Origin of the sequence: Micromonospora phaseoli (genome assembly GCF_900109115.1) — a bacterium.
GTDB classification, from domain to species: Bacteria; Actinomycetota; Actinomycetes; order Mycobacteriales; family Micromonosporaceae; genus Micromonospora; species Micromonospora phaseoli.
Genome location: NZ_FNYV01000019.1, coordinates 1,721 through 19,574 on the forward strand (window position 1 = coordinate 1,721; position 17,854 = coordinate 19,574).

15 protein-coding genes and 1 pseudogene are annotated in these 17,854 nt (G+C 73.6%); 14 read left to right on the forward strand and 2 right to left on the reverse strand.

What is annotated here, in order from left to right; genetic code table 11:
• Positions 1-492: pseudogene (locus BMY89_RS31410) on the reverse strand (hypothetical protein); the annotation flags it as partial.
• On the opposite strand from BMY89_RS31410, the gene BMY89_RS28555 reads away from it, so the two are divergent.
• Both BMY89_RS28555 and BMY89_RS28560 read left to right on the forward strand, forming a co-directional pair.
• The gene (locus tag BMY89_RS28555) at positions 397-1,344 is read left to right on the forward strand and encodes a tetratricopeptide repeat protein (RefSeq protein WP_232521600.1); all 948 of its coding nucleotides are present in this window, start codon (positions 397-399) and stop codon (positions 1,342-1,344) included. The pseudogene BMY89_RS31410 and the gene BMY89_RS28555 sit on opposite strands and share 96 nt — an antisense overlap.
• Complete coding sequence (locus BMY89_RS28560) at positions 1,341-2,360, forward strand: HAD-IIA family hydrolase (RefSeq protein ID WP_092383439.1); 1,020 nt, start codon at positions 1,341-1,343, stop codon at positions 2,358-2,360. The genes BMY89_RS28555 and BMY89_RS28560 overlap by 4 nt, the downstream gene beginning before the upstream one ends.
• A 15-nt stretch (positions 2,361-2,375) precedes the next feature.
• Here BMY89_RS28560 and BMY89_RS28565 read toward each other — a convergent pair whose 3' ends face one another.
• Positions 2,376-2,714, reverse strand: a complete 339-nt coding sequence (locus tag BMY89_RS28565; RefSeq protein ID WP_092383502.1) for an SCP2 sterol-binding domain-containing protein — start codon at positions 2,712-2,714, stop codon at positions 2,376-2,378.
• A gap of 111 nt (positions 2,715-2,825) precedes the next feature.
• Between BMY89_RS28565 and BMY89_RS28570 the strand changes: the two genes are divergently transcribed.
• From BMY89_RS28570 to BMY89_RS28625, 12 genes are all read left to right on the forward strand, one after another.
• On the forward strand, positions 2,826-3,368 hold the full coding sequence (locus tag BMY89_RS28570) for a phasin family protein (RefSeq protein WP_092383441.1): 543 nt from the start codon (positions 2,826-2,828) through the stop codon (positions 3,366-3,368).
• A 100-nt stretch (positions 3,369-3,468) separates the two neighbouring features.
• Positions 3,469-3,678, forward strand: a complete 210-nt coding sequence (locus BMY89_RS28575) for a hypothetical protein (RefSeq protein ID WP_092383443.1) — start codon at positions 3,469-3,471, stop codon at positions 3,676-3,678.
• A 15-nt stretch (positions 3,679-3,693) separates the two neighbouring features.
• Entirely contained in the window at positions 3,694-4,554 is an 861-nt protein-coding gene (locus BMY89_RS28580) for a TlyA family RNA methyltransferase (RefSeq protein WP_092383445.1), read from the forward strand.
• A 117-nt stretch (positions 4,555-4,671) separates the two neighbouring features.
• Positions 4,672-5,589 (forward strand): NAD kinase, encoded by a 918-nt coding sequence (locus BMY89_RS28585; RefSeq protein ID WP_092383504.1) that lies wholly within the window; start codon positions 4,672-4,674, stop codon positions 5,587-5,589.
• Positions 5,590-5,771: 182 nt separating this feature from the next.
• A complete protein-coding gene (gene recN, locus BMY89_RS28590; protein WP_092383447.1) occupies positions 5,772-7,529 on the forward strand; it encodes a DNA repair protein RecN in 1,758 nt (585 codons plus the stop codon).
• 118 nt (positions 7,530-7,647) lie between these two features.
• Positions 7,648-8,826, forward strand: a complete 1,179-nt coding sequence (gene steA / locus BMY89_RS28595; RefSeq protein ID WP_092383506.1) for a putative cytokinetic ring protein SteA — start codon at positions 7,648-7,650, stop codon at positions 8,824-8,826.
• A gap of 27 nt (positions 8,827-8,853) precedes the next feature.
• Entirely contained in the window at positions 8,854-9,795 is a 942-nt protein-coding gene (locus BMY89_RS28600) for a copper transporter (protein ID WP_092383449.1), read from the forward strand.
• 64 nt (positions 9,796-9,859) lie between these two features.
• Positions 9,860-10,726, forward strand: a complete 867-nt coding sequence (locus BMY89_RS28605) for a hypothetical protein (protein ID WP_092383508.1) — start codon at positions 9,860-9,862, stop codon at positions 10,724-10,726.
• A 1-nt stretch (position 10,727) separates the two neighbouring features.
• Entirely contained in the window at positions 10,728-12,356 is a 1,629-nt protein-coding gene (gene murJ, locus BMY89_RS28610) for a murein biosynthesis integral membrane protein MurJ (protein ID WP_092383451.1), read from the forward strand.
• A gap of 60 nt (positions 12,357-12,416) precedes the next feature.
• Positions 12,417-13,592 (forward strand): glycosyltransferase family 4 protein, encoded by a 1,176-nt coding sequence (locus BMY89_RS28615; protein ID WP_092383453.1) that lies wholly within the window; start codon positions 12,417-12,419, stop codon positions 13,590-13,592.
• Entirely contained in the window at positions 13,592-15,928 is a 2,337-nt protein-coding gene (locus BMY89_RS28620; RefSeq protein WP_092383455.1) for a hypothetical protein, read from the forward strand. The genes BMY89_RS28615 and BMY89_RS28620 overlap by 1 nt, the downstream gene beginning before the upstream one ends.
• A 137-nt stretch (positions 15,929-16,065) precedes the next feature.
• Positions 16,066-17,805, forward strand: a complete 1,740-nt coding sequence (locus tag BMY89_RS28625) for a CTP synthase (protein ID WP_092383510.1) — start codon at positions 16,066-16,068, stop codon at positions 17,803-17,805.
• The last annotated feature ends 49 nt before the right edge of the window (positions 17,806-17,854 follow it).

Sequence of the window (17,854 nt, forward strand, 5' to 3'; positions counted from 1 at the left end):
GGTGACCGCCGTGAGGGCGGTTTCCGTAGCGGTGGTGACCGTCGTGAGGGCGGCTCCCGCGATGGCGGTGGCGCCGGCTTCCGCGGCGGTGACCGCCGTGAAGGCGGCTTCCGCAGCGGTGGTGACCGCCGTGAAGGTGGCTTCCGGGACCGCTCCCCGCAAGGTGCGGGTGGCTTCGGTGAGCGCCGCGACGGCGGTTTCCGTCGTGGGCCCGACGGCCGCGACGGCGAGCGCCGGGACCGGGGCTTCCGGGACGATCGGGGCGGCGAGCGTCACTCCGGTCGGCGGGATGACCGGGACGGGCGCGAGCAGGCCGAGGACCAACGTACGCAGGCCCCCGAACTGCCCGACGAGATCGTCGCGACCGACCTGGACAAGGACGTCCGTGCCGAGCTGCTGTCGTTGGCGAAGCCAATCGCGGACACCGTCGCCCGTCACCTCGTGGCGACCGGGCAACTGATCGACGAGGATTCGACTGAGGCGCTCGCCCACGCGCTGGCCGCACGCCGTCTCGCGTCGCGGATCTCCGCGGTCCGGGAGGCGGTCGGTCTGGCGTCGTACCACGCGGGGGAGTGGCAGTCGGCGATCGCCGAGCTGCGGACGTACCACCGGATGAGCGGGGCGCAGAGCCACCTCGCGGTGATCGCGGACTGCGAGCGGGCCCTGGGCCGGCCGGAGCGTGCCATCGACCTGTTCCGCGGCGCGGAGCAGGAGAAGCTGGACCCGGCCGTCGCGATCGAGTTGCTGATCGTGGCCGCCGGCGCACGAGGCGACCTGGGTCAGCGGGACGCGGCCGTGGCGATGCTCCAGGTCCCCGAGTTGACCACCGACACCGCCCAGCCGTGGACGGCCCGGCTGCGGTACGCGTACGCCGACGCGCTGCTGGCCGTTGGTCGGCGCGCCGAGGCACGGGAATGGTTCTCCCGCGCGTCCGAGGTCGACACCGACGCGGAGACCGATGCGGCCGAGCGGCTCCTTGAGCTCGACGGTGTGGTCATCGAGGGCGACGACCAGGACGAGGTGGCCGAGGAACTCGCCGCCGACCCTGGTGCCCCCGGCGCTGTGCCGGCCCGACCGGACGCCGACGTGTCCGGGGAGACGGTCGCCGCGCTCGGCGAGCCGATCGTGGAGTCTGCCGAGGGCGACGTGGACAACGACCCGGTCGACGCGGAACCAACCGTTGACGCCCCAACCGTTGACGACCTGGCCGGCGACGACTCGGGCGAGGACAGCGCGGCCGAAAGCAGAGCGACCGAGGACCCGTCGTCCGAGGCCGTGCCGTCTGACGGCGAGGAACGCCGTGAGGACGACGGGCCGCAGCAGCCGGAGACGCAGCAGCGATGAGCGGTGCCGGGGAACGGTTGGTCGACAGTTACGCCCTGGTCGTCTTCGACCTGGACGGGGTGATCTACCTGATCGACCAGCCGATCCCCGGCGCGGTCGAGGCGGTCGCGCGGCTACACGGCGAGGGCCGAGCTGTGGCGTACGCCACGAACAACGCCTCGCGGCGGGCCCGTGACGTGGCCGACCTGCTCACCGGGATGGGTGTGCAGGCGCGGCCGGATGAGGTGCTCACCAGCGCGGCTGCCACCGCACAGCTGCTCGGTGAGCGGCTGCCCGCCGGCGCGCCGGTGCTCGTGGTGGGTGCCGAGGCGCTCCGGACCGAGATCAGTGAGGCGGGCCTGACTCCGGTATCCACCGCCGACGAGTCGCCGGTCGCGGTGGTCCAGGGGTACGGCCCGAAGGTGGGCTGGGCCGATCTGGCCGAGGCCGCGGTGGCGGTACGCGGCGGTGCGACCTGGATCGCCACCAACACCGACCGGACCCTGCCCAGCGGACGCGGACCGCTGCCGGGCAACGGAGCGTTGGTCGCCGCGCTGGCCACCGCGCTCGGCCGGGAGCCGGACGAGATCGTCGGCAAGCCGGCGCCGGAGCTGTTCGCCACCGCCGCCCGCCGGGCGGCCGAGGGCCGGACGCTGGTCGTGGGCGACCGCCTGGACACGGACATCGAGGGCGCCAACCGGGCCGGTCTGGACAGTCTGCTGGTCCTCACCGGGGTCAGCGACGCCGCCGAGCTGCTCGCCGCCCCGTCGCAACGCCGGCCAACGTACGTCTCGTGGGACCTGACCGGGCTGTTCGACCCGACCGAGGTGGTGCGGGTACCGGCTCCGGGCGCGGACAACGGCGGCTGGCATGTGGTGGCCGGCGCCGATGGCTGGGAACTCTCCGGCTCGGGGCGGCCGCTGGATGCGCTCGCCGCCCTCTGCGCGGTTGCCTGGGGGCGGCACCCGGCCGGTCCGCCCGGTTCGGCGTCCCCGGAGGCGGCGAAGGCGCTGGAGACCCTCGGTCTGACGTCCTGACCGGAGCCGGTCCGCTCAGAGAAGCTTGCGCAGCTTCAACAGGTCGAACGGGTTCGCCTTGATCGACACTCGGCGGTTGGCGACCGCACGGGTCACATCGAGGTCACCCCGGACCAGGGCGACCAGGTCGTCGCTGCTGGCGCTGATGGCGATCTTCGCCTTGGGGTCGTCACCGTCGGTCAGGTTCACCAGCCGGCCGCCGGTGAGTCGACCGTGAAAGGCGGTCTCCAGGTCGCTGATCCGGCAGGCCAGGGTGCGGTCCAGGTCGATCCGCTCACGGACGGTCTCCGCATTGCGTTCGAGCCGTTCGGCCAGGTCCTGCAACGCCTGCCGACACTCGTCCACGGTGGCCACCATCGCCTCCTCGCCACACCACGTCGTCTCCCGGGCACGGTACCGCACAGGGCGGTACCGGCGGCCCGGTAGCGTGACACCTGCAGAGCCGCCGGGTGAAAGGACTCAGGCATGCAGGACGCGTGGCGCGCATACCTCGAACTGGCCATGGGCCTGACGGAGGCGCCCCGGAAGAAGGCGCAGGACGCGGTGCGCCGGGCGATGGGCTCGACCGGAGCGACGGCGGCACAGCTCCAGACGCTCGCCGAGGAGCTGCGCTCGACCGGTGCGGCCAACCGCGAGGCGCTGACCAAGTTGGTGCGGTTCGAGGTCGAGCGTGCGCTCGGTGCGGTGGGCCTGGCCACCTCCGAGGAGGTCGTCGAGCTGGAGCGCCGGGTACGCGAGTTGGAACGTCAGCTTCGCGCGGCCCCCGGCGTTCCCGGTGCCGGCGCCGCAGCGAGCGCCACGACGCCCGCCGAGGTGCCGTCTGTCGGCACGCCCGCCACCGCGGCCGCCGCGCCGCCGAGCAAAGCGGTCGCGAAGAAAGCCGTGGCGAAGAAGGCCGTGGCGAAGAAGGTGCCCGGCACGGTCGTGAGTACCGCCGACGAAAGTCCGGCGGCCCGGCCGGCGAAGGCCACCCCGGCCCGCCGACCGCGACCGGACGGTGCCGCGTGAGCTGGCCAGCCGCTCGGGTCAGCCGCCACGGCGCACAGGTGCGTGGTGGGCGGGCCGACCGGGACGGCGCCGGCACGACCGGGCGGGTCGGAGTGCGGGCGTGAGCGCGCCACGGCCCGGTCCGCCGCCAGGTCCGCCACCCCGGCAATGGTCCGGTGACGGCAGCGAGGACGCCGGTCACCCGGCGGTGGACGCCGCGGTGCGGGCGATCGCCAACGCTGCGGCCCTCGCCCCGGCGGATCAGATCGCCCAGTACGAGGCCGCGTACCAGACGTTGCGGGAAACGCTGGCCACCATCGACCAGGCCTGAGGAGGCCGTCTACCCATGGCACGTCGTAACCGGTTGGACGCCGAACTCGTCCGCCGTGGCCTGGCCCGCTCCCGCGAGCAGGCGGTGGCGCTGGTGGAGGCGGGCCGGGTCCAGCTGCGCGGGGTGCCGGCACGCAAGGCCGCCGCGATGGTCGATCCCGCCGACCCGTTGCTGGTCAGGGGCGCCGACCCCACCTTGGAGTACGTCTCCAGGGGCGGCCACAAGCTGGCCGGCGCGCTCGCCGCGTTCGCGCCCGATGGGCTGGTCGTTACCGGCCGGCGTTGCCTCGATGCCGGCGCGTCCACCGGCGGCTTCACCGATGTGCTGCTGCGCGCCGGGGCGGCCGAGGTGGTGGCGGTCGACGTCGGCTACGGGCAGCTGGCCTGGTCGCTGCGTACCGACGAGCGGGTGCGGGTCTTCGAACGGACCAATGTGCGGGCGTTGACCCCCGAGGTGATCGGTGGCCAGGTGGAGCTGACGGTCGCCGATCTGTCGTTCATCTCGCTGCGGCTGGTGCTGCCGGCGCTCGCCGCCTGCACCCGAGCCGATGGCGACCTGGCGCTCATGGTCAAGCCTCAGTTCGAGGTGGGCAAGGAGCGGGTCGGCGCGGGCGGGGTGGTGCGTGACCCGGCGCTGCGGGCCGAGGCGGTGCTGGATGTGGCGGCAGCCGCCGCGACGTCGCGGCTGGGTCTGGTGGACCTGGCCGCCAGCCCGCTGCCGGGGCCGAGCGGCAATGTCGAGTTCTTCGTATGGTTACGCCGGGACGCGCCGCCGGCCGACCCGGAGCGGGTGCGGGCCGTGGTGGCGGCCGGACCGCAGGGAGCGGCGGCGTCCGGCGACGCGCCGGCCGAGGCGACGGAGGAGGTGGCCACGTGAGCGAGCGTCAGCGAGCGAACCATCAGTGCGGTGCGTTGGTGTCTCGTGGCGGCATGGAGCGAAGCGGAGTGCCGTCATGAGCGAGCGTCGGCGAGCGAACCATCAGTGCGGATCGGGATGCCGGGCGGTTCTGGTCGGGCGGGCGTCGCGGTGAGCCGCACGGCACTGCTGGTGACGCACACCGGCCGTCGGCGCAGCACCGAGCATGCCCGTACGGTCGCCGCCGACCTGATTGCCGCCGGCTTCGAGGTGCGGGTGGTGGCCGAGGAGGCCGAGGACCTCGACCTGCCGGGTGTGGTGCCGGTGACCGGGCCACAGGCGGCCGAGGGTGCCGAGATCGTCTTCGCGCTCGGTGGGGACGGCACCTTCCTGCGCGCGGCGGAACTGGCCCGGCCGGCCAAGGTACCGCTGCTCGGTATCAACCTCGGCAAGGTCGGTTTCCTCGCCGAGGCGGAAATCGGTGATCTCGACGTCGCGGTCCGCGACGTGGTGGGTCGCAACTACAGCGTCGACGAGCGGCTCACCCTCGACGTGACCGCGGAGTTCGACGGCGGGCCGACGATCGAGTCGTGGGCACTCAACGAGATCAGTGTCGAGAAGGGCGAGCGGGCCCAGATGCTGGAGCTGCTCGTCGACGTCGACGGACGCCCGCTGTCGCGTTACGGCTGCGACGGCGTGGTCTGCGCCACCCCGACCGGCTCCACGGCGTATGCCTTCTCCGGCGGCGGGCCGGTGGTCTGGCCGGAGGTGGAGGCGTTGCTGCTGGTGCCGATCAGCGCGCACGCGTTGTTCAGCCGACCACTGGTGACGGCGCCCACCTCGACTTTCTCGATCACCGTCGATCCGTTCACCACGCTCGCGGTGCTCTGCTGCGACGGGCGCCGGGTCTACGATCTGCCGCCGGGGGCCCGGGTCACCGTCCGGCGGGGCACCCTGCCGGTGCGGGTGGTGCGGCTGCGGGACCGTTCGTTCACCGCCCGCCTGGTGGCGAAGTTCGACCTGCCGGTGCACGGCTGGCGGGGCAATCGTCGCTGACGGCTGCGGCGGCGACGCGCGGCGGCGACACCGTCCGGGCTGGACCGCTGTGGTAGGCGTCGCCCAGGCGTCCGAAGATGGGTGTCGCCGCTGGTCCGACCCGCACCGTGGCGTTGCCCGCAGGGCTGTGGACGTCGCGTCGGCTGGTCAAGTGTCGTGCCTCGCGTCTACTGTCGGGTGCTGTGCTGGAGGAGCTGCGCATCACCGGGTTGGGCGTCATCGAGGACACGACACTGTCGCTGACCGGCGGCATGAACGTCATCACCGGGGAGACCGGTGCCGGCAAGACGATGGTGGTGACCGGCCTCGGCCTGCTCTTCGGCGGCCGGGCTGACGCCGGGCGGGTACGGGCCGAGCCCGGCCGCGCCGTCGTCGAGGGCCGGCTGCGCCTCGATGGCCGGGTGGCGGGGGTGGTGCACGCCCGGATCGTCGACGCCGGGGGTGAGCCCGACGAGGACGGGTCGGTGCTGCTGAGCCGGACGGTCACCGTCGAGGGCCGGTCCCGGGCGCACCTGGGTGGGCGTGGCATGCCGGTGTCGATGCTCGGCGAGGTGGGTGAGCAGGTGGTGGCGGTGCACGGTCAGTCCGACCAGCTGCGCCTGCTGCGCCCGGCCGAGCAGCGGGCCGCGCTGGACCGGTTCGCCGGCCCGGAGCACGAGAAGCTGCTCGACGCGACGCGCGAGGCGTACACGCAGTGGCGGCGGGTGGTCGACGACCTGGCGGACCGGCGACGCAACGCGCGAGAACGCCACCAGGAGGCGGATCTGCTGCGGTTGGGTCTCGACGAGATCACCCGGGTCGATCCGCAGCCCGGTGAGGACGACGAGTTGAAGGCCGAGGCGCAGCGGCTGGAGCACGCGGAGGGTCTGCGTACCGCGGCACAGTTGGCCCACCAGTGCGTGGCCGGCGGGCTGGAGGCGACCGACGACACCCCGGACGTCTCGACGCTGCTCGGCGCGGCCCGACGGACGTTGGAGGCGCAGGCCGCCACGGACCCGGCCCTCGGTGAGCTGTCCGCCCGACTCGAGGAGGCGGCCACCCTGGTGGCTGACGTCTCCGTGGAGCTGTCGGCGTACCTCGCCGGTCTGGACGCCGACCCGGCCCGGTTGCAGGCCCTCTACGAGCGGCGTGCCGCGCTGCGCGCGCTGACCCGCAAGTACGCCGACGACGTCGACGGCGTCATCGCCTGGGCGGAGCGGGCCCGGACCCGACTCTCCGACCTGGACACCTCCGACGAGCTCCTCGACGAGCTGGACCGGGAGGCGTCCCGGCTGGCCGCCGAGGTGGCCGAGCTGGCCGGTCGGCTGTCGACGTCCCGGCAGGAGGCGGCGGTGCGCTTCGCCGAGCAGGTCACCGTCGAGCTGGCCGGGCTGGCCATGCCGCACGCCCGGGTCGAGGTGGCGGTGCTTCCCCGGCCGGCCGGTCGGGCCGAGCCCACGTTGCCGGTCAACGGGGTCGAGGTCGGCGTCGCGGCGGACGGCGGCGACGAGGTCGAGCTGCGGCTGCTGGCCCATCCCGGCGCACCGTCCCTGCCGTTGCAGCGGGGGGCCTCCGGTGGCGAGCTGTCCCGGGTGATGCTCGCCATCGAGGTGGTTTTCGCCGGCTCCGGGGGGCCACCGACGCTGGTCTTCGACGAGGTCGACGCGGGCGTCGGCGGCCAGGCGGCGGTGGAGATCGGCCGGCGGCTGGCCCGGCTGGCCCGCAGTCACCAGGTCCTGGTCGTCACGCATCTTCCGCAGGTCGCTGCCTTCGCCGATCGGCACCTGGTGGTGGCGAAGGACACCGGCGGCGCGGTGACCACCAGTGGGGTGCGGGTGGTGGAGGACACGGAACGGGCGCGCGAACTCGCCCGCATGCTTGCGGGTTTGCCGGATTCGGATCTGGGTATCGCTCACGCGGAGGAGTTGCTGGCCGTGGCGGCCAGGGAGCGGCGGTCCTGAGACCGTGATTGTGAGCGGAGGCACATCGGCCCTCGCTCAGATGTGCTTCCCTGGGTAGGCGGCCCTGCTCAGGCATGTCGCGACAGATTCGCCTGCCTCACATGCCAGGATGGTCACGATGCGTCTACCCACGTTGCGCCGGGCCCGGAACGCGGAACCGGGACAGATCCTCGGCACCGCGCGCCTCGATCGCCGGACAAAGCGGCTGGTCGGCCGGCTCCGCCCCGGCGACATCGCGGTGATCGACCACGTCGACCTGGACCGGGTCGCCGCCGACTCGCTGGTCGCGGTCGGCGTCGGCGCGGTGCTCAACGCCAAGCCGTCGGTCTCCGGCCGTTACCCCAACCTCGGGCCGGAGGTGCTGGTCTCCGCGGGCATCCCGCTGCTCGACGACCTCGGTGAGGGGATCTTCGAGCGGGTCCGTGAGGGCGACACGGTGCGGATCGAGGGCAACACGGTCTATCTGGGTGACGATCCGGTCGCGCATGGCAGCCTGCAGGATGCCGAGACCGTGGCCAAGGCGATGAGCGACGCCCGGGAGGGCCTGTCGGTGCAGTTGGAGGCGTTCGCCGCCAACACCATGGACTACCTCCGGCAGGAGCGTGACCTGCTGCTCGACGGCGTCGGTGTGCCCGAGATCGCCACCGAGGTGCAGGGCCGGCACTGTCTGATCGTGGTCCGGGGCTACGACTACAAGGCAGATCTGGACGTCTTGCGCCCGTACATCCGGGAGTTCAAGCCGGTGCTGATCGGCGTCGACGGTGGCGCGGACGCCCTGGTCGAGGCCGGCTACACCCCGGATATGATCATCGGCGACATGGACTCGGTCAGCGATGACGTGTTGCGCTGCGGCGCCGAGGTGATCGTGCACGCGTACCCCGACGGGCGGGCCCCCGGGCTGCCCCGGGTCAACGGCCTGGGGGTGCCCGCGGTGACCTTCCCCGCCGCCGCCACCAGCGAGGACCTCGCCATGCTGCTGGCCGACGAGAAGGGCGCCTCGCTGATCGTTGCCGTGGGTACCCACGCCACGCTCGTCGAGTTCCTCGACAAGGGGCGCGGCGGCATGGCGTCGACGTTCCTGACCCGGCTCAAGGTCGGCGGCAAGCTGGTCGACGCCAAGGGCGTCAGCCGGCTCTATCGGCAGAGCCTCTCGGGCTCCTCCCTGCTGCTGCTGGTTCTCTCGGCGCTCGCCGCGATGGCCTCGGCGGTGGCTGTCTCCACCGTCGGCAAGGCCTACCTGGGCGTGGTCTCCGAGTGGTGGGACAATTTTGTGTTCCAGCTCGGCCAGCTCTTCTAGCTCCCGACCGATCAAGAGGCCTCAAGCGTGATCAACTTCCGGTACCACGTGGTGTCCCTGACCGCGGTCTTCCTCGCCCTGGCGATCGGCCTGGTCGTCGGCACAGCCGCCCTCAACGGCCCGGTCGCGGACTCGCTGAGGGAGACCGTCAACTCGCTGCGCAAGGACAACCAGCAGATGCGCCAGGCGGTCCAGAGCATGCAGCGGGAGCTGGAACTCGAAGAGGACTTCGCGGCCGAGATGGCCCAGGTCATGCTGCCCGGCAAGCTGACCGGCAAGCGGGTGCTGGTGCTCAGCCTGCCCACCGGCCGCGACCACACCGAGGGCGTGCTCAAGATGCTCCAGCTGGCCGGCGCCGATGTCACCGGCCGGATCGACCTGCAGGACAAGTTCATCAATCCGGAGAACAACAACAACCTGCTGGAGTTGGCGGTCACCGCCGCCCGACCCACCAGCGCGCCGACCGCCGGTCTGCCCGGCAACGGCCACGGCGTCGAGACCTCCAGCGCGCTGCTCGCCACCGTGCTGCTGGACCAGCCCGCCAGCGCGGAGCCGGTCACCGAGGCCGACCGCCGGGCGGTGCTGGCGGCCTACGGCAACGCCAACTACCTGACCACCTCGGACCGGATCACCGCACCCGCCGAAGCGGTCGTGGTGGTCAGCGGGCAGCCGTACGTGGACAAGGACTCCGCCAAGAAGGACGAGTCGGTGGTGAAGATCGCCGAGCAGTTCGACCGCACCGGCGGAATCGTGGTGGCCGGCACCGGCTCCGCCGACGGCAACCTGGTGGCCTTCGTCCGGGGCGACGCCGTGCTCACCCAGACCATCTCGACGATCGACAACGCCAACACCGTGCAGGGCCAACTCGTCACCACCCTGGCCTTGGTGCAGCAGCTCACCGAGCGTAAGGCCGGGCAGTACGGCGTCGGCGACAACGCGGGCTCACTGGTGCCTAGACTGCCCCAGTGAGCCGTCGGTGCACCGGCGTCCGATTCTGACGATCTCCGCCGGCCGGCCGGCGGGAGGGGGGGACCTGAGCGTGCTCGGTCGACTGCTGGTGGCGGGCATCGGGGCGGCCGCCGCCCGGTACGCGCTTCACGAGATCCGTACCTCCCCGGCCGCGCCGGCGCTGGAGCGGACCAACTTCCGGGGACGCACGGTCACCCTGGCCGCCGGGCCGGCGCTCGCCGTCGGCGCGGCGGGCGCGGCGACCGCCGGCGCGACGAGCGTGCCGGCCGGGGCGGCGACCCTGGTGGCCGGGCTCGGTGCCGGCGCCGTGGGGCTCTACGACGACGTGGTCGGCGCCCGGCCGGAGCAGAAGGCCGCCAAAGGCTTCGCCGGGCACCTGGCCGCGTTGCGACAGGGACGGGTCACCGCCGGCCTGGTCAAGATCGCCGGGGTGGGCGCGGCCGGTCTGGCCGCCGCGGTGCTGCTCTCCGCTGATCCCCGGGTCGCCGGGCACCCCCGCCGACAGCGGCAGGGCGCGCTGGGTCGTGGCGTCGACGTGCTGCTCGGCGCGGGCGTGGTGGCGGGCACGGCCAACCTGGTCAACCTGCTCGACCTGCGGCCCGGACGGGCGCTGAAGTCGGGCCTGCTGCTCGGTGCGCCGCTGACCGCCGGCGGACACGGTGGGATCGCCGCCGGTGCCGTCGGCGCCGCCGCCGGACTGCTGCCCGTTGACCTCGACGAGGACGTGATGCTCGGCGACAGCGGCGCGAACGCGCTGGGTGCCCTGCTCGGCGTGGCGCTGGCCGCCCGGACCGGCCCGGTCGGCCGCGCCGGACTGCTCGCGGTGCTCGCCGGGCTGACCGCGGTCAGCGAGAAGGTGAGCTTCACCTCTGTCATCGCGAACACCCCGGGACTGCGTGAACTCGACGCCCTGGGCCGTCGCACCGACTGACGTGACCAGACCGGCACCCCTCGCCGGCGCCGGCCGAGTGGCCGGAGCGGCCGCGCTCATCGCCGTACTCACCGTGGTCAGCCGACTGGCCGGATTCGGGCGTACCGCCGTCTTCACCTGGGTGGTGCAGAGCAGCGACCTGGGCGCGATGTACCTCCTCGCGAACACCATCCCGAACATCATCTTCGAGATCGTCGCGGGTGGGGCGCTGGCAAGTCTCGTCGTACCGCTGCTCGCCGGAGCGGTCGCGGACGGTGACCGGCGGACGGTGGCGGCCACCACGGGCGCCCTGCTCACCTGGACCGTCACGCTGCTCGTACCACTGGCGGTGCTGGTGGCGCTGGCGGCCGGTCCGATCATCTCCCTGCTCGGCGACGGCCGGTCACCGGAGGAGTTGGCGGCGGCTGCCCGGATGCTGCGGGTGTTCGCACCGCAGCTGCCGCTCTACGGCATCGGCATCGTGCTCACCGGGGTGCTCCAGGCACACCGCCGGTTCGCCTGGCCGGTGATCGCACCGCTGCTGTCCAGCCTCACCGTCATCGTCGCCTACCTGGTCTTCGCCGAGGTGGCCGGCACGGGGGCGAGCGTGGCGCAGGCCGGCCGGGGTGCGGAGCTGATCCTGTCGGTCGGCACCACCCTCGGTGTGGTGGTGCTGTCGCTGTCACTGCTGATCCCGTTGCGCCGGTTGCGGCTGTCGCTGCGCCCCGGGTACGCGTTCCCGGTCGACGCCCGGGCCAAGGTGCGCGGGCTGGCCGTGGCCGGTGTGGTGACGGTCGCCGCCCAGCAGGTGGCGCTGGTGGTGATCCTCTACCGGCTCTCCAGCGGACCCACCGAGGCGTTCCAGGTGTTCAACCTCGCGCAGACGTTCTACCTGCTGCCCTGGGCGGTGCTGGCGGTGCCGCTGGCCACCGCCGCCTACCCGACGCTGGCCGCCGCGGCCGTGGGTGCCGACGAGCGGACCTACCGAGACGTCCTGTCCGGGACCGCGCGGGGGGTGCTGCTGTGCAGCTGCCTCGGCGCGGCGGTGCTGGTCGGCGCGGCCGGGCCGATCGGGCGGTTCTTCCCGCTCGACTCCACCGCCACCGCCGCCGCGATCACCGGCTACGCACCCGGGCTGATCGGCTACGGCCTGTTCGCCGTGCTGTCGCGGGCGCTCTATGCCCGCGGCGCGACCCGGGCGGCCACCGCCGCCATCACCGCCGGCTGGCTGGCGGTTCCGCTGGTGCTGCTGCCGCTGTCGACCCTGCTGCCGGCGGCTGACCGGGTGCTCGCGGTGGCGGTGGCCAACTCGGTGGGGATGCTGCTGCTCGGCGCGTTACTGCTGGTCGCGGTGGGGCGATCGGCCGGCCGGGAGGCGCTCGCCGGCGCCGGACGGGCCGGCGGCGCCGGGCTGCTGGCCGGCACGACGGCCGCCGTCGCCGCGCTGGCGCTGCTCTGGTCGCTGCCGGCCGGCGACGGCACCCCGGCGCGCTGGACGGCACTGACGCAGGGCATGCTGTCCGGAGTCCTGGTCGGTGTCGTGTTCCTCGGCGTGCTCTGGTTGGTCGACCGGCAGGACCTGCGACCGCTGCTGACCGGGCTGGGCCGACGCCTGCGTCAGCTCCGGGCGCGGGGCAGAAAGGAGAGCTGACCCGGTGAGCGCGAAGAGTGAGCTTGCGAGCCCCGCAGTCGCGAACGGAGAGCAGGCCCGGTGAGCGCGAGGAGTGAACCGACGGCCATCCCCGAGCGGCGCGGCACCGTGCTGCTGCTGCTCGCCTCGAGCACCGGCGGCGTCGGGCAACACGTGCGTGCGCTGGCCCGGGCGCTGACCGTAAGCGGGGAGGCGGTGCTGGTCTGCGGGCCGGCCGCGACCGCAGACCAGTTCGACTTCGCTGCCACCGGTGCCCGGTTCCAGCCGGTGGAGATCCCGGCCAGCCCCACCCCCGCCGACGCCCGGGCGGTCGCCGCGCTGCGCCGGGTGCTCGCCACCGAGCAGGTCAGTGTCGTACACGCGCACGGGCTGCGCGCCGGGCTGGTCGCGGTGCTCACCCGACCCGCCGTACCGCTCGTGGTCACCTGGCACAACGCGGTGCTCGCCGGCGGGCTGCGTGGTGGGCTGTCCCGGCTGGCCGAGCGGGTCGTTGCCCGGGGCGCCCAGGTGACTCTCGGCGCCTCCGCGGACCTGGTCGAGCGGGCTGCCGCGCTGGGCGCGGCGGACGCCCGGCTCGCCCCGGTCGCCGCCCCTGAACTGCCCGCGCCGCGCCGACGTCGCGCCGCCGTGCGGGCCGAGTTCGCCGTCGCCGCCGACCAGCCACTGATCCTGTCGGTGGGTCGGCTGCACCCGCAGAAGCGGTACGACGTGCTGGTGGACGCCGCCGCCCGGTGGCGGGAGCGTCACCCACCGCCGGTCGTGGTGATCGCCGGCAGTGGTCCGGCCTATCTGCCGCTGGCCGCCCGGGTCAGCGCCGCCCGGGCACCGGTCACCCTGTTGGGCCACCGTGGGGACGTGGCCGACCTGCTCACCGGCGCGGATCTGGCCGTGGTGACCAGCGACTGGGAGGCCCGCCAGCTGTTCGCGCAGGAGGCGCTGCGGGCCGGCGTACCGCTGGTGGCGACCGCGGTGGGTGGCCTGCCGGAACTGGTCGGTGACGGGGCGTTGCTGGTGCCGCCGGGCGACGTCGACGCGGTCGACGCGGCGGTCCGCGGCCTCCTCGACGACGACACCGGCCGCGACGAGTTGGCCCGGCGGGGTGCGGCGCGGGCGGCGACCTGGCCGACCGAGGCGGAGACGGTGGCCCAACTCGTCGCGCTCTACGCGGAGCTGACCACCGGTCCGACCGGTCCGAGCACGCCCGATGCCGACGCGCCGTCGACGGGACGCCGGTGATGGTGCGCCGAATCGCTCCGATCCTGCTCACCCTGGTGGTGGTGGCGCTCGGTGTCACCGCCCTGGCCGCCCGCCCGCAGACACCGCCGTCGGAGAAGAGCGCCGACTACGTGGTGGTGGTCGGGGTGGCCGGGCTGCGCTGGGACGACGTGGATCCGCAGCGGACTCCGACGCTGTGGCGGCTGGCCCGCGACGGGTCGATCGGGTCGTTGTCGGTGCGCTCCGCGCAGCGGCCGACCTGCCCGGTGGACGGTTGGCTGACCCTCGGCGCGGGCAGCTTCGCCGCCTGGACCGGCAGTCGTACCGACGGGCAGTGTCCGCCGGTCGACGTCACGGTGGAGCAGCCGGACGGCATCGGTGCGAACCTGCCGGACCAGGAGAACGTCGTGCTGCACAACCAGAACCGGTTGTCGTGGGGCACGGTTCCGGGCGCGTTGTCGGAGTCGGTGCGCTGCTCGGTGGCGGTGGGCCCGGGAGCGGCGGTGGCCGCGGCCCGCCCGTTCGGCCGGGTCGACCGGTACGAGCCGGACCTGCCCGCGGACCCGGCCGAGCTGCTCGGCTCCTGCGTGCTCAGCCTCGTCGACGCCGGCACGGTGGAGGGCGAGGATCCGGTGGCGCGTGCGTCGGCGGCCCGGGCCGCCGACGCGCAACTGGCCCGGGTGCTCGCCGGCCGGCCACCACGGTCGCTGGTGATCGTCGCCGGCGTCTCCGACACCGAACGCCCGTCGCGGCTGCATGTGGCCATCGCCGACGGTCCCGGTTGGGAGGACGGCTGGTTGACCTCGCCCAGCACGGGCCGGCGGGGCTATCTGCAACTGGTCGATCTTGCCCCGACCGCGCTGGCCGCGCTGGGTCGTCCGATGCCGGACCGCCCGTTCATCGGCCGGCCCGCCGAGTCGGTCGGGGGCCGGCCGGCCGACCTGTCCGCCGCCATCGCCGAGCCCGCCGACGCGGACCGGGAGGCCGCCGCCCAGCGGGAGGTGGCCGGCGGGTTCTTCGTCGTGCTGGCCGCCGTCCAGGTGGTGCTCGCCGTGGCGGTGTTGCCGCTGCTGCGCCGGGCCCGCCGGCACGCCGGACCGTACGGGCCCAAGCCGGTGCCCCGGCGGGTGGTGGCCACCGTGGAACTGCTGCTCGTCGCCGCCGCGCTGGCGGTGCCGGCCGCCCTGCTCGCCGAGGCCGCACCGTGGTGGCGCTACGCCCATCCGGCCGCCTCGTTCGTCGGGCTGACCGCCGCGCTGCTGGCCGCCGCGACGCTGCTGGTGCGGCTGGCCCCCGGCTACGGCACCACCCTCGGCCCGCTCGGTGCGGTGGCGGGACTGACCGCGCTCGCCGTCGGCCTGGACGTCGTCACCGGCTCCCGGCTGCAGCTCAACGGCGTGATCGGCTACTCGGCGCTGGAGGGCGGCCGGTACGCCGGGCTCGGCACCGTCGGGCTCGGGGTGTTCGTTGCCGCCGCCCTGCTGAGCGCGGGCTGGCTGGCCCAGCGGGTACCCCGGGGTTGGCGGCCGACCGTCATGGTGCTGGTGGGTGGTGTCGCCGTGGTGGTGGTGGGCAGCCCCTACCTGGGTGCCGACTCGATCGGCGCGATCGCGTTGACCGCCGGGGTGAGCGTCGCGGCGGCGATCAGCGCGGGCGGCTGGCTGACGTTGACCCGGCTCGCCTGGGCGGCCATGGCCGGGCTGGCGGTGACGGTCGGCTTCGCGGTGGTGGACCTGGGTCGCTCGCCGTCCGATCGGGGCAGCCTGGGTAGGTTCCTGGCGGCGCTCGGAGACGGCACCGGTGGGCTCACCGTGCAGCGCTCCAGCGCCTCCAGCTACGAGACTCTGGTCAACAGCCCGCTGACCGTGCTGGCACTGGCCGGCGCCCTGCTGGTCTGGTTCGCCCTGTTGCAGCCGTGGGGCGGGCTGATGCGGCTCTTCGGCATCTACCCGGCCATCCGGGCGGCGATGGCGGGTACCGCCGTGGCAGTGGTGATCGGCGGTGTGCTGGGTGCCGCGGCGCTGGACGTGGCCGGTGCGGCCGCCGCGGTGGTGGTGCCGATGGCGGCGCTGTCCGCGCTGCGGGTGCTGGACCACTCCGCGGACCGGACCCGGCCGAGCGTGGACCGTCCCTCCGACGGCGGACGGGGCGGCGAGGCACCGGCCGACACCGAGCCAGCCGGCAGCGCCGACACCACGAACGACGAGGCCGGTACGCCGGGCGGTGCGGTGCCGCCGGACGGTGACGGTGGTGCGGGGGCAAAGGATGCGGTGGGACCGGATCCCGGTGCCGCGCCGGAGGCCGGGCGGGGGCATGGCCGGGTCGTGCGGTCATCGGCCGAGGTCGCGACCGGGTGATGCGGGACGGTCTACCCGGGTGCGGCCCTGGCGTGCCGCCGGGGAGGTGTTAGCGTGGAATCCCGTGGATCGCGTGATCACTTCGCTGATCGGCTCGGCGGTCTGCATGACCGCGACGGATGACACGGGAGCAGGCCTTGGCCCCTTCAGCACGGACGACCAGGCACATTTTCGTCACCGGGGGCGTCGCCTCCTCGCTGGGTAAGGGGCTGACCGCCTCCAGCCTCGGCAATTTGTTGACCGCGCGAGGCCTTCGCGTGGTGATGCAGAAGCTCGACCCGTACCTCAACGTCGACCCGGGCACGATGAACCCTTTCCAGCACGGTGAGGTGTTCGTGACAGAGGACGGCGCCGAGACGGATCTCGACGTCGGCCACTACGAGCGGTTCCTGGACCGGGCGCTCTCCGGCAAGGCGAACGTCACCACCGGCCAGATCTACTCCGACGTGATCGCCAAGGAACGTCGTGGCGAGTACCTGGGCGACACGGTCCAGGTGATCCCGCACATCACCAACGAGATCAAGTCGCGGATCACGGCGATGGCCGATCCCGACGACGACGGCCGTACCCCGGACGTGGTGATCACCGAGGTCGGCGGCACGGTCGGCGACATCGAGTCGCTGCCGTTCCTGGAGGCGATCCGCCAGGTCCGCCACGACCTGGGTCGGGACAACTGCTTCTACCTGCACGTCTCGCTGGTGCCCTACCTCGCCCCCTCCGGCGAGCTGAAGACGAAGCCGACCCAGCACTCGGTGGCCCAGCTGCGCAACATCGGCATCCAGCCCGACGCCATCGTGTTGCGCTCGGACCGGGACATCCCGGACAAGCTCAAGCACAAGCTGTCCCTCTACTGTGACGTCGATGCCGAGGCCGTCATCGCCGCGCCGGACGCGCCCAGCATCTACGACATTCCCAAGGTGCTGCACCGGGAGGGCCTCGACGCGTACGTGGTGCGCCGGCTCGGGCTCTCCTTCCGCGACGTGGACTGGGACGGCTGGGACGACCTGCTGGAGCGGGTGCACCAGCCCCGGCACACCATCACCGTCGCCCTCGTCGGCAAGTACGTCGACCTGCCCGACGCGTACCTGTCGGTCAGCGAGGCGATCCGGGCAGCCGGCTTCGGTCACCGCGCCCGGGTACAGCTGCGCTGGGTGCCCAGCGACGACTGCGTCACCCCGGCCGGAGCGGCGGCGGCCCTGGCGGGCGTCGACGGCATCGTCATCCCCGGCGGGTTCGGCGTCCGCGGCATCGAAGGCAAGATCGGCACCGCCCGGTACGCCCGGGAGAACGGCATCCCGCTGCTCGGGCTCTGCCTCGGCCTGCAGTGCATGACCATCGAGGTGGCCCGCCACCTGGCCGGCCTGGACGGGGCGAACTCGCTGGAGTTCGACGCCGAGGCCGTGCACCCGGTCATCGCCACCATGGCCGACCAGGAGGACATCGTCGCCGGCAAGGGCGACCTGGGCGGCACCATGCGGCTGGGCGCGTACCCGGCGGCGCTCGCCGAGGGCTCGCTCGTCGCGCAGGCGTACGGCAGCACGCAGGTCAGCGAGCGGCACCGGCACCGGTACGAGGTGAACAACGCCTACCGCGACCAGCTCACCAAGGCCGGCCTGCACATCTCTGGCACCTCGCCGGACGGTCGGCTGGTCGAGTTCGTCGAGCTGGACCGCGACCTGCACCCGTTCTTCGTGGCCACCCAGGCGCACCCGGAACTCAAGAGCCGCCCGACCCGGCCGCACCCGCTGTTCGCCGCGTTCGTGCAGGCCGCGGTGGTGTACTCGGAGGCCGACCAGCTGCCGGTCGACCTGCACGACAGCGCCGTCGAGCGGGCCACCCGCAACGGGGCCGCCGCGAAGGCGACCTCCGCCTCGTGAGCGGGCGCGAGGGGTGCCCGGTGGCAGCCGCCGCAGTGCGGGCCGGGAC

Bases quoted from the DNA above. Each gene is read 5' to 3' on its own strand.
- BMY89_RS28585 (WP_092383504.1), top strand. From the start codon at position 4,672: ATGCCGGGCGGTTCTGGTCGGGCGGGCGTCGCGGTGAGCCGCACGGCA.
- BMY89_RS28560 (WP_092383439.1), top strand. From the start codon at position 1,341: ATGAGCGGTGCCGGGGAACGGTTGGTCGACAGTTACGCCCTGGTCGTC.
- steA (WP_092383506.1), top strand. From the start codon at position 7,648: ATGCGTCTACCCACGTTGCGCCGGGCCCGGAACGCGGAACCGGGACAG.
- BMY89_RS28580 (WP_092383445.1), top strand. From the start codon at position 3,694: ATGGCACGTCGTAACCGGTTGGACGCCGAACTCGTCCGCCGTGGCCTG.
- BMY89_RS28620 (WP_092383455.1), top strand. From the start codon at position 13,592: ATGGTGCGCCGAATCGCTCCGATCCTGCTCACCCTGGTGGTGGTGGCG.
- BMY89_RS28570 (WP_092383441.1), top strand. From the start codon at position 2,826: ATGCAGGACGCGTGGCGCGCATACCTCGAACTGGCCATGGGCCTGACG.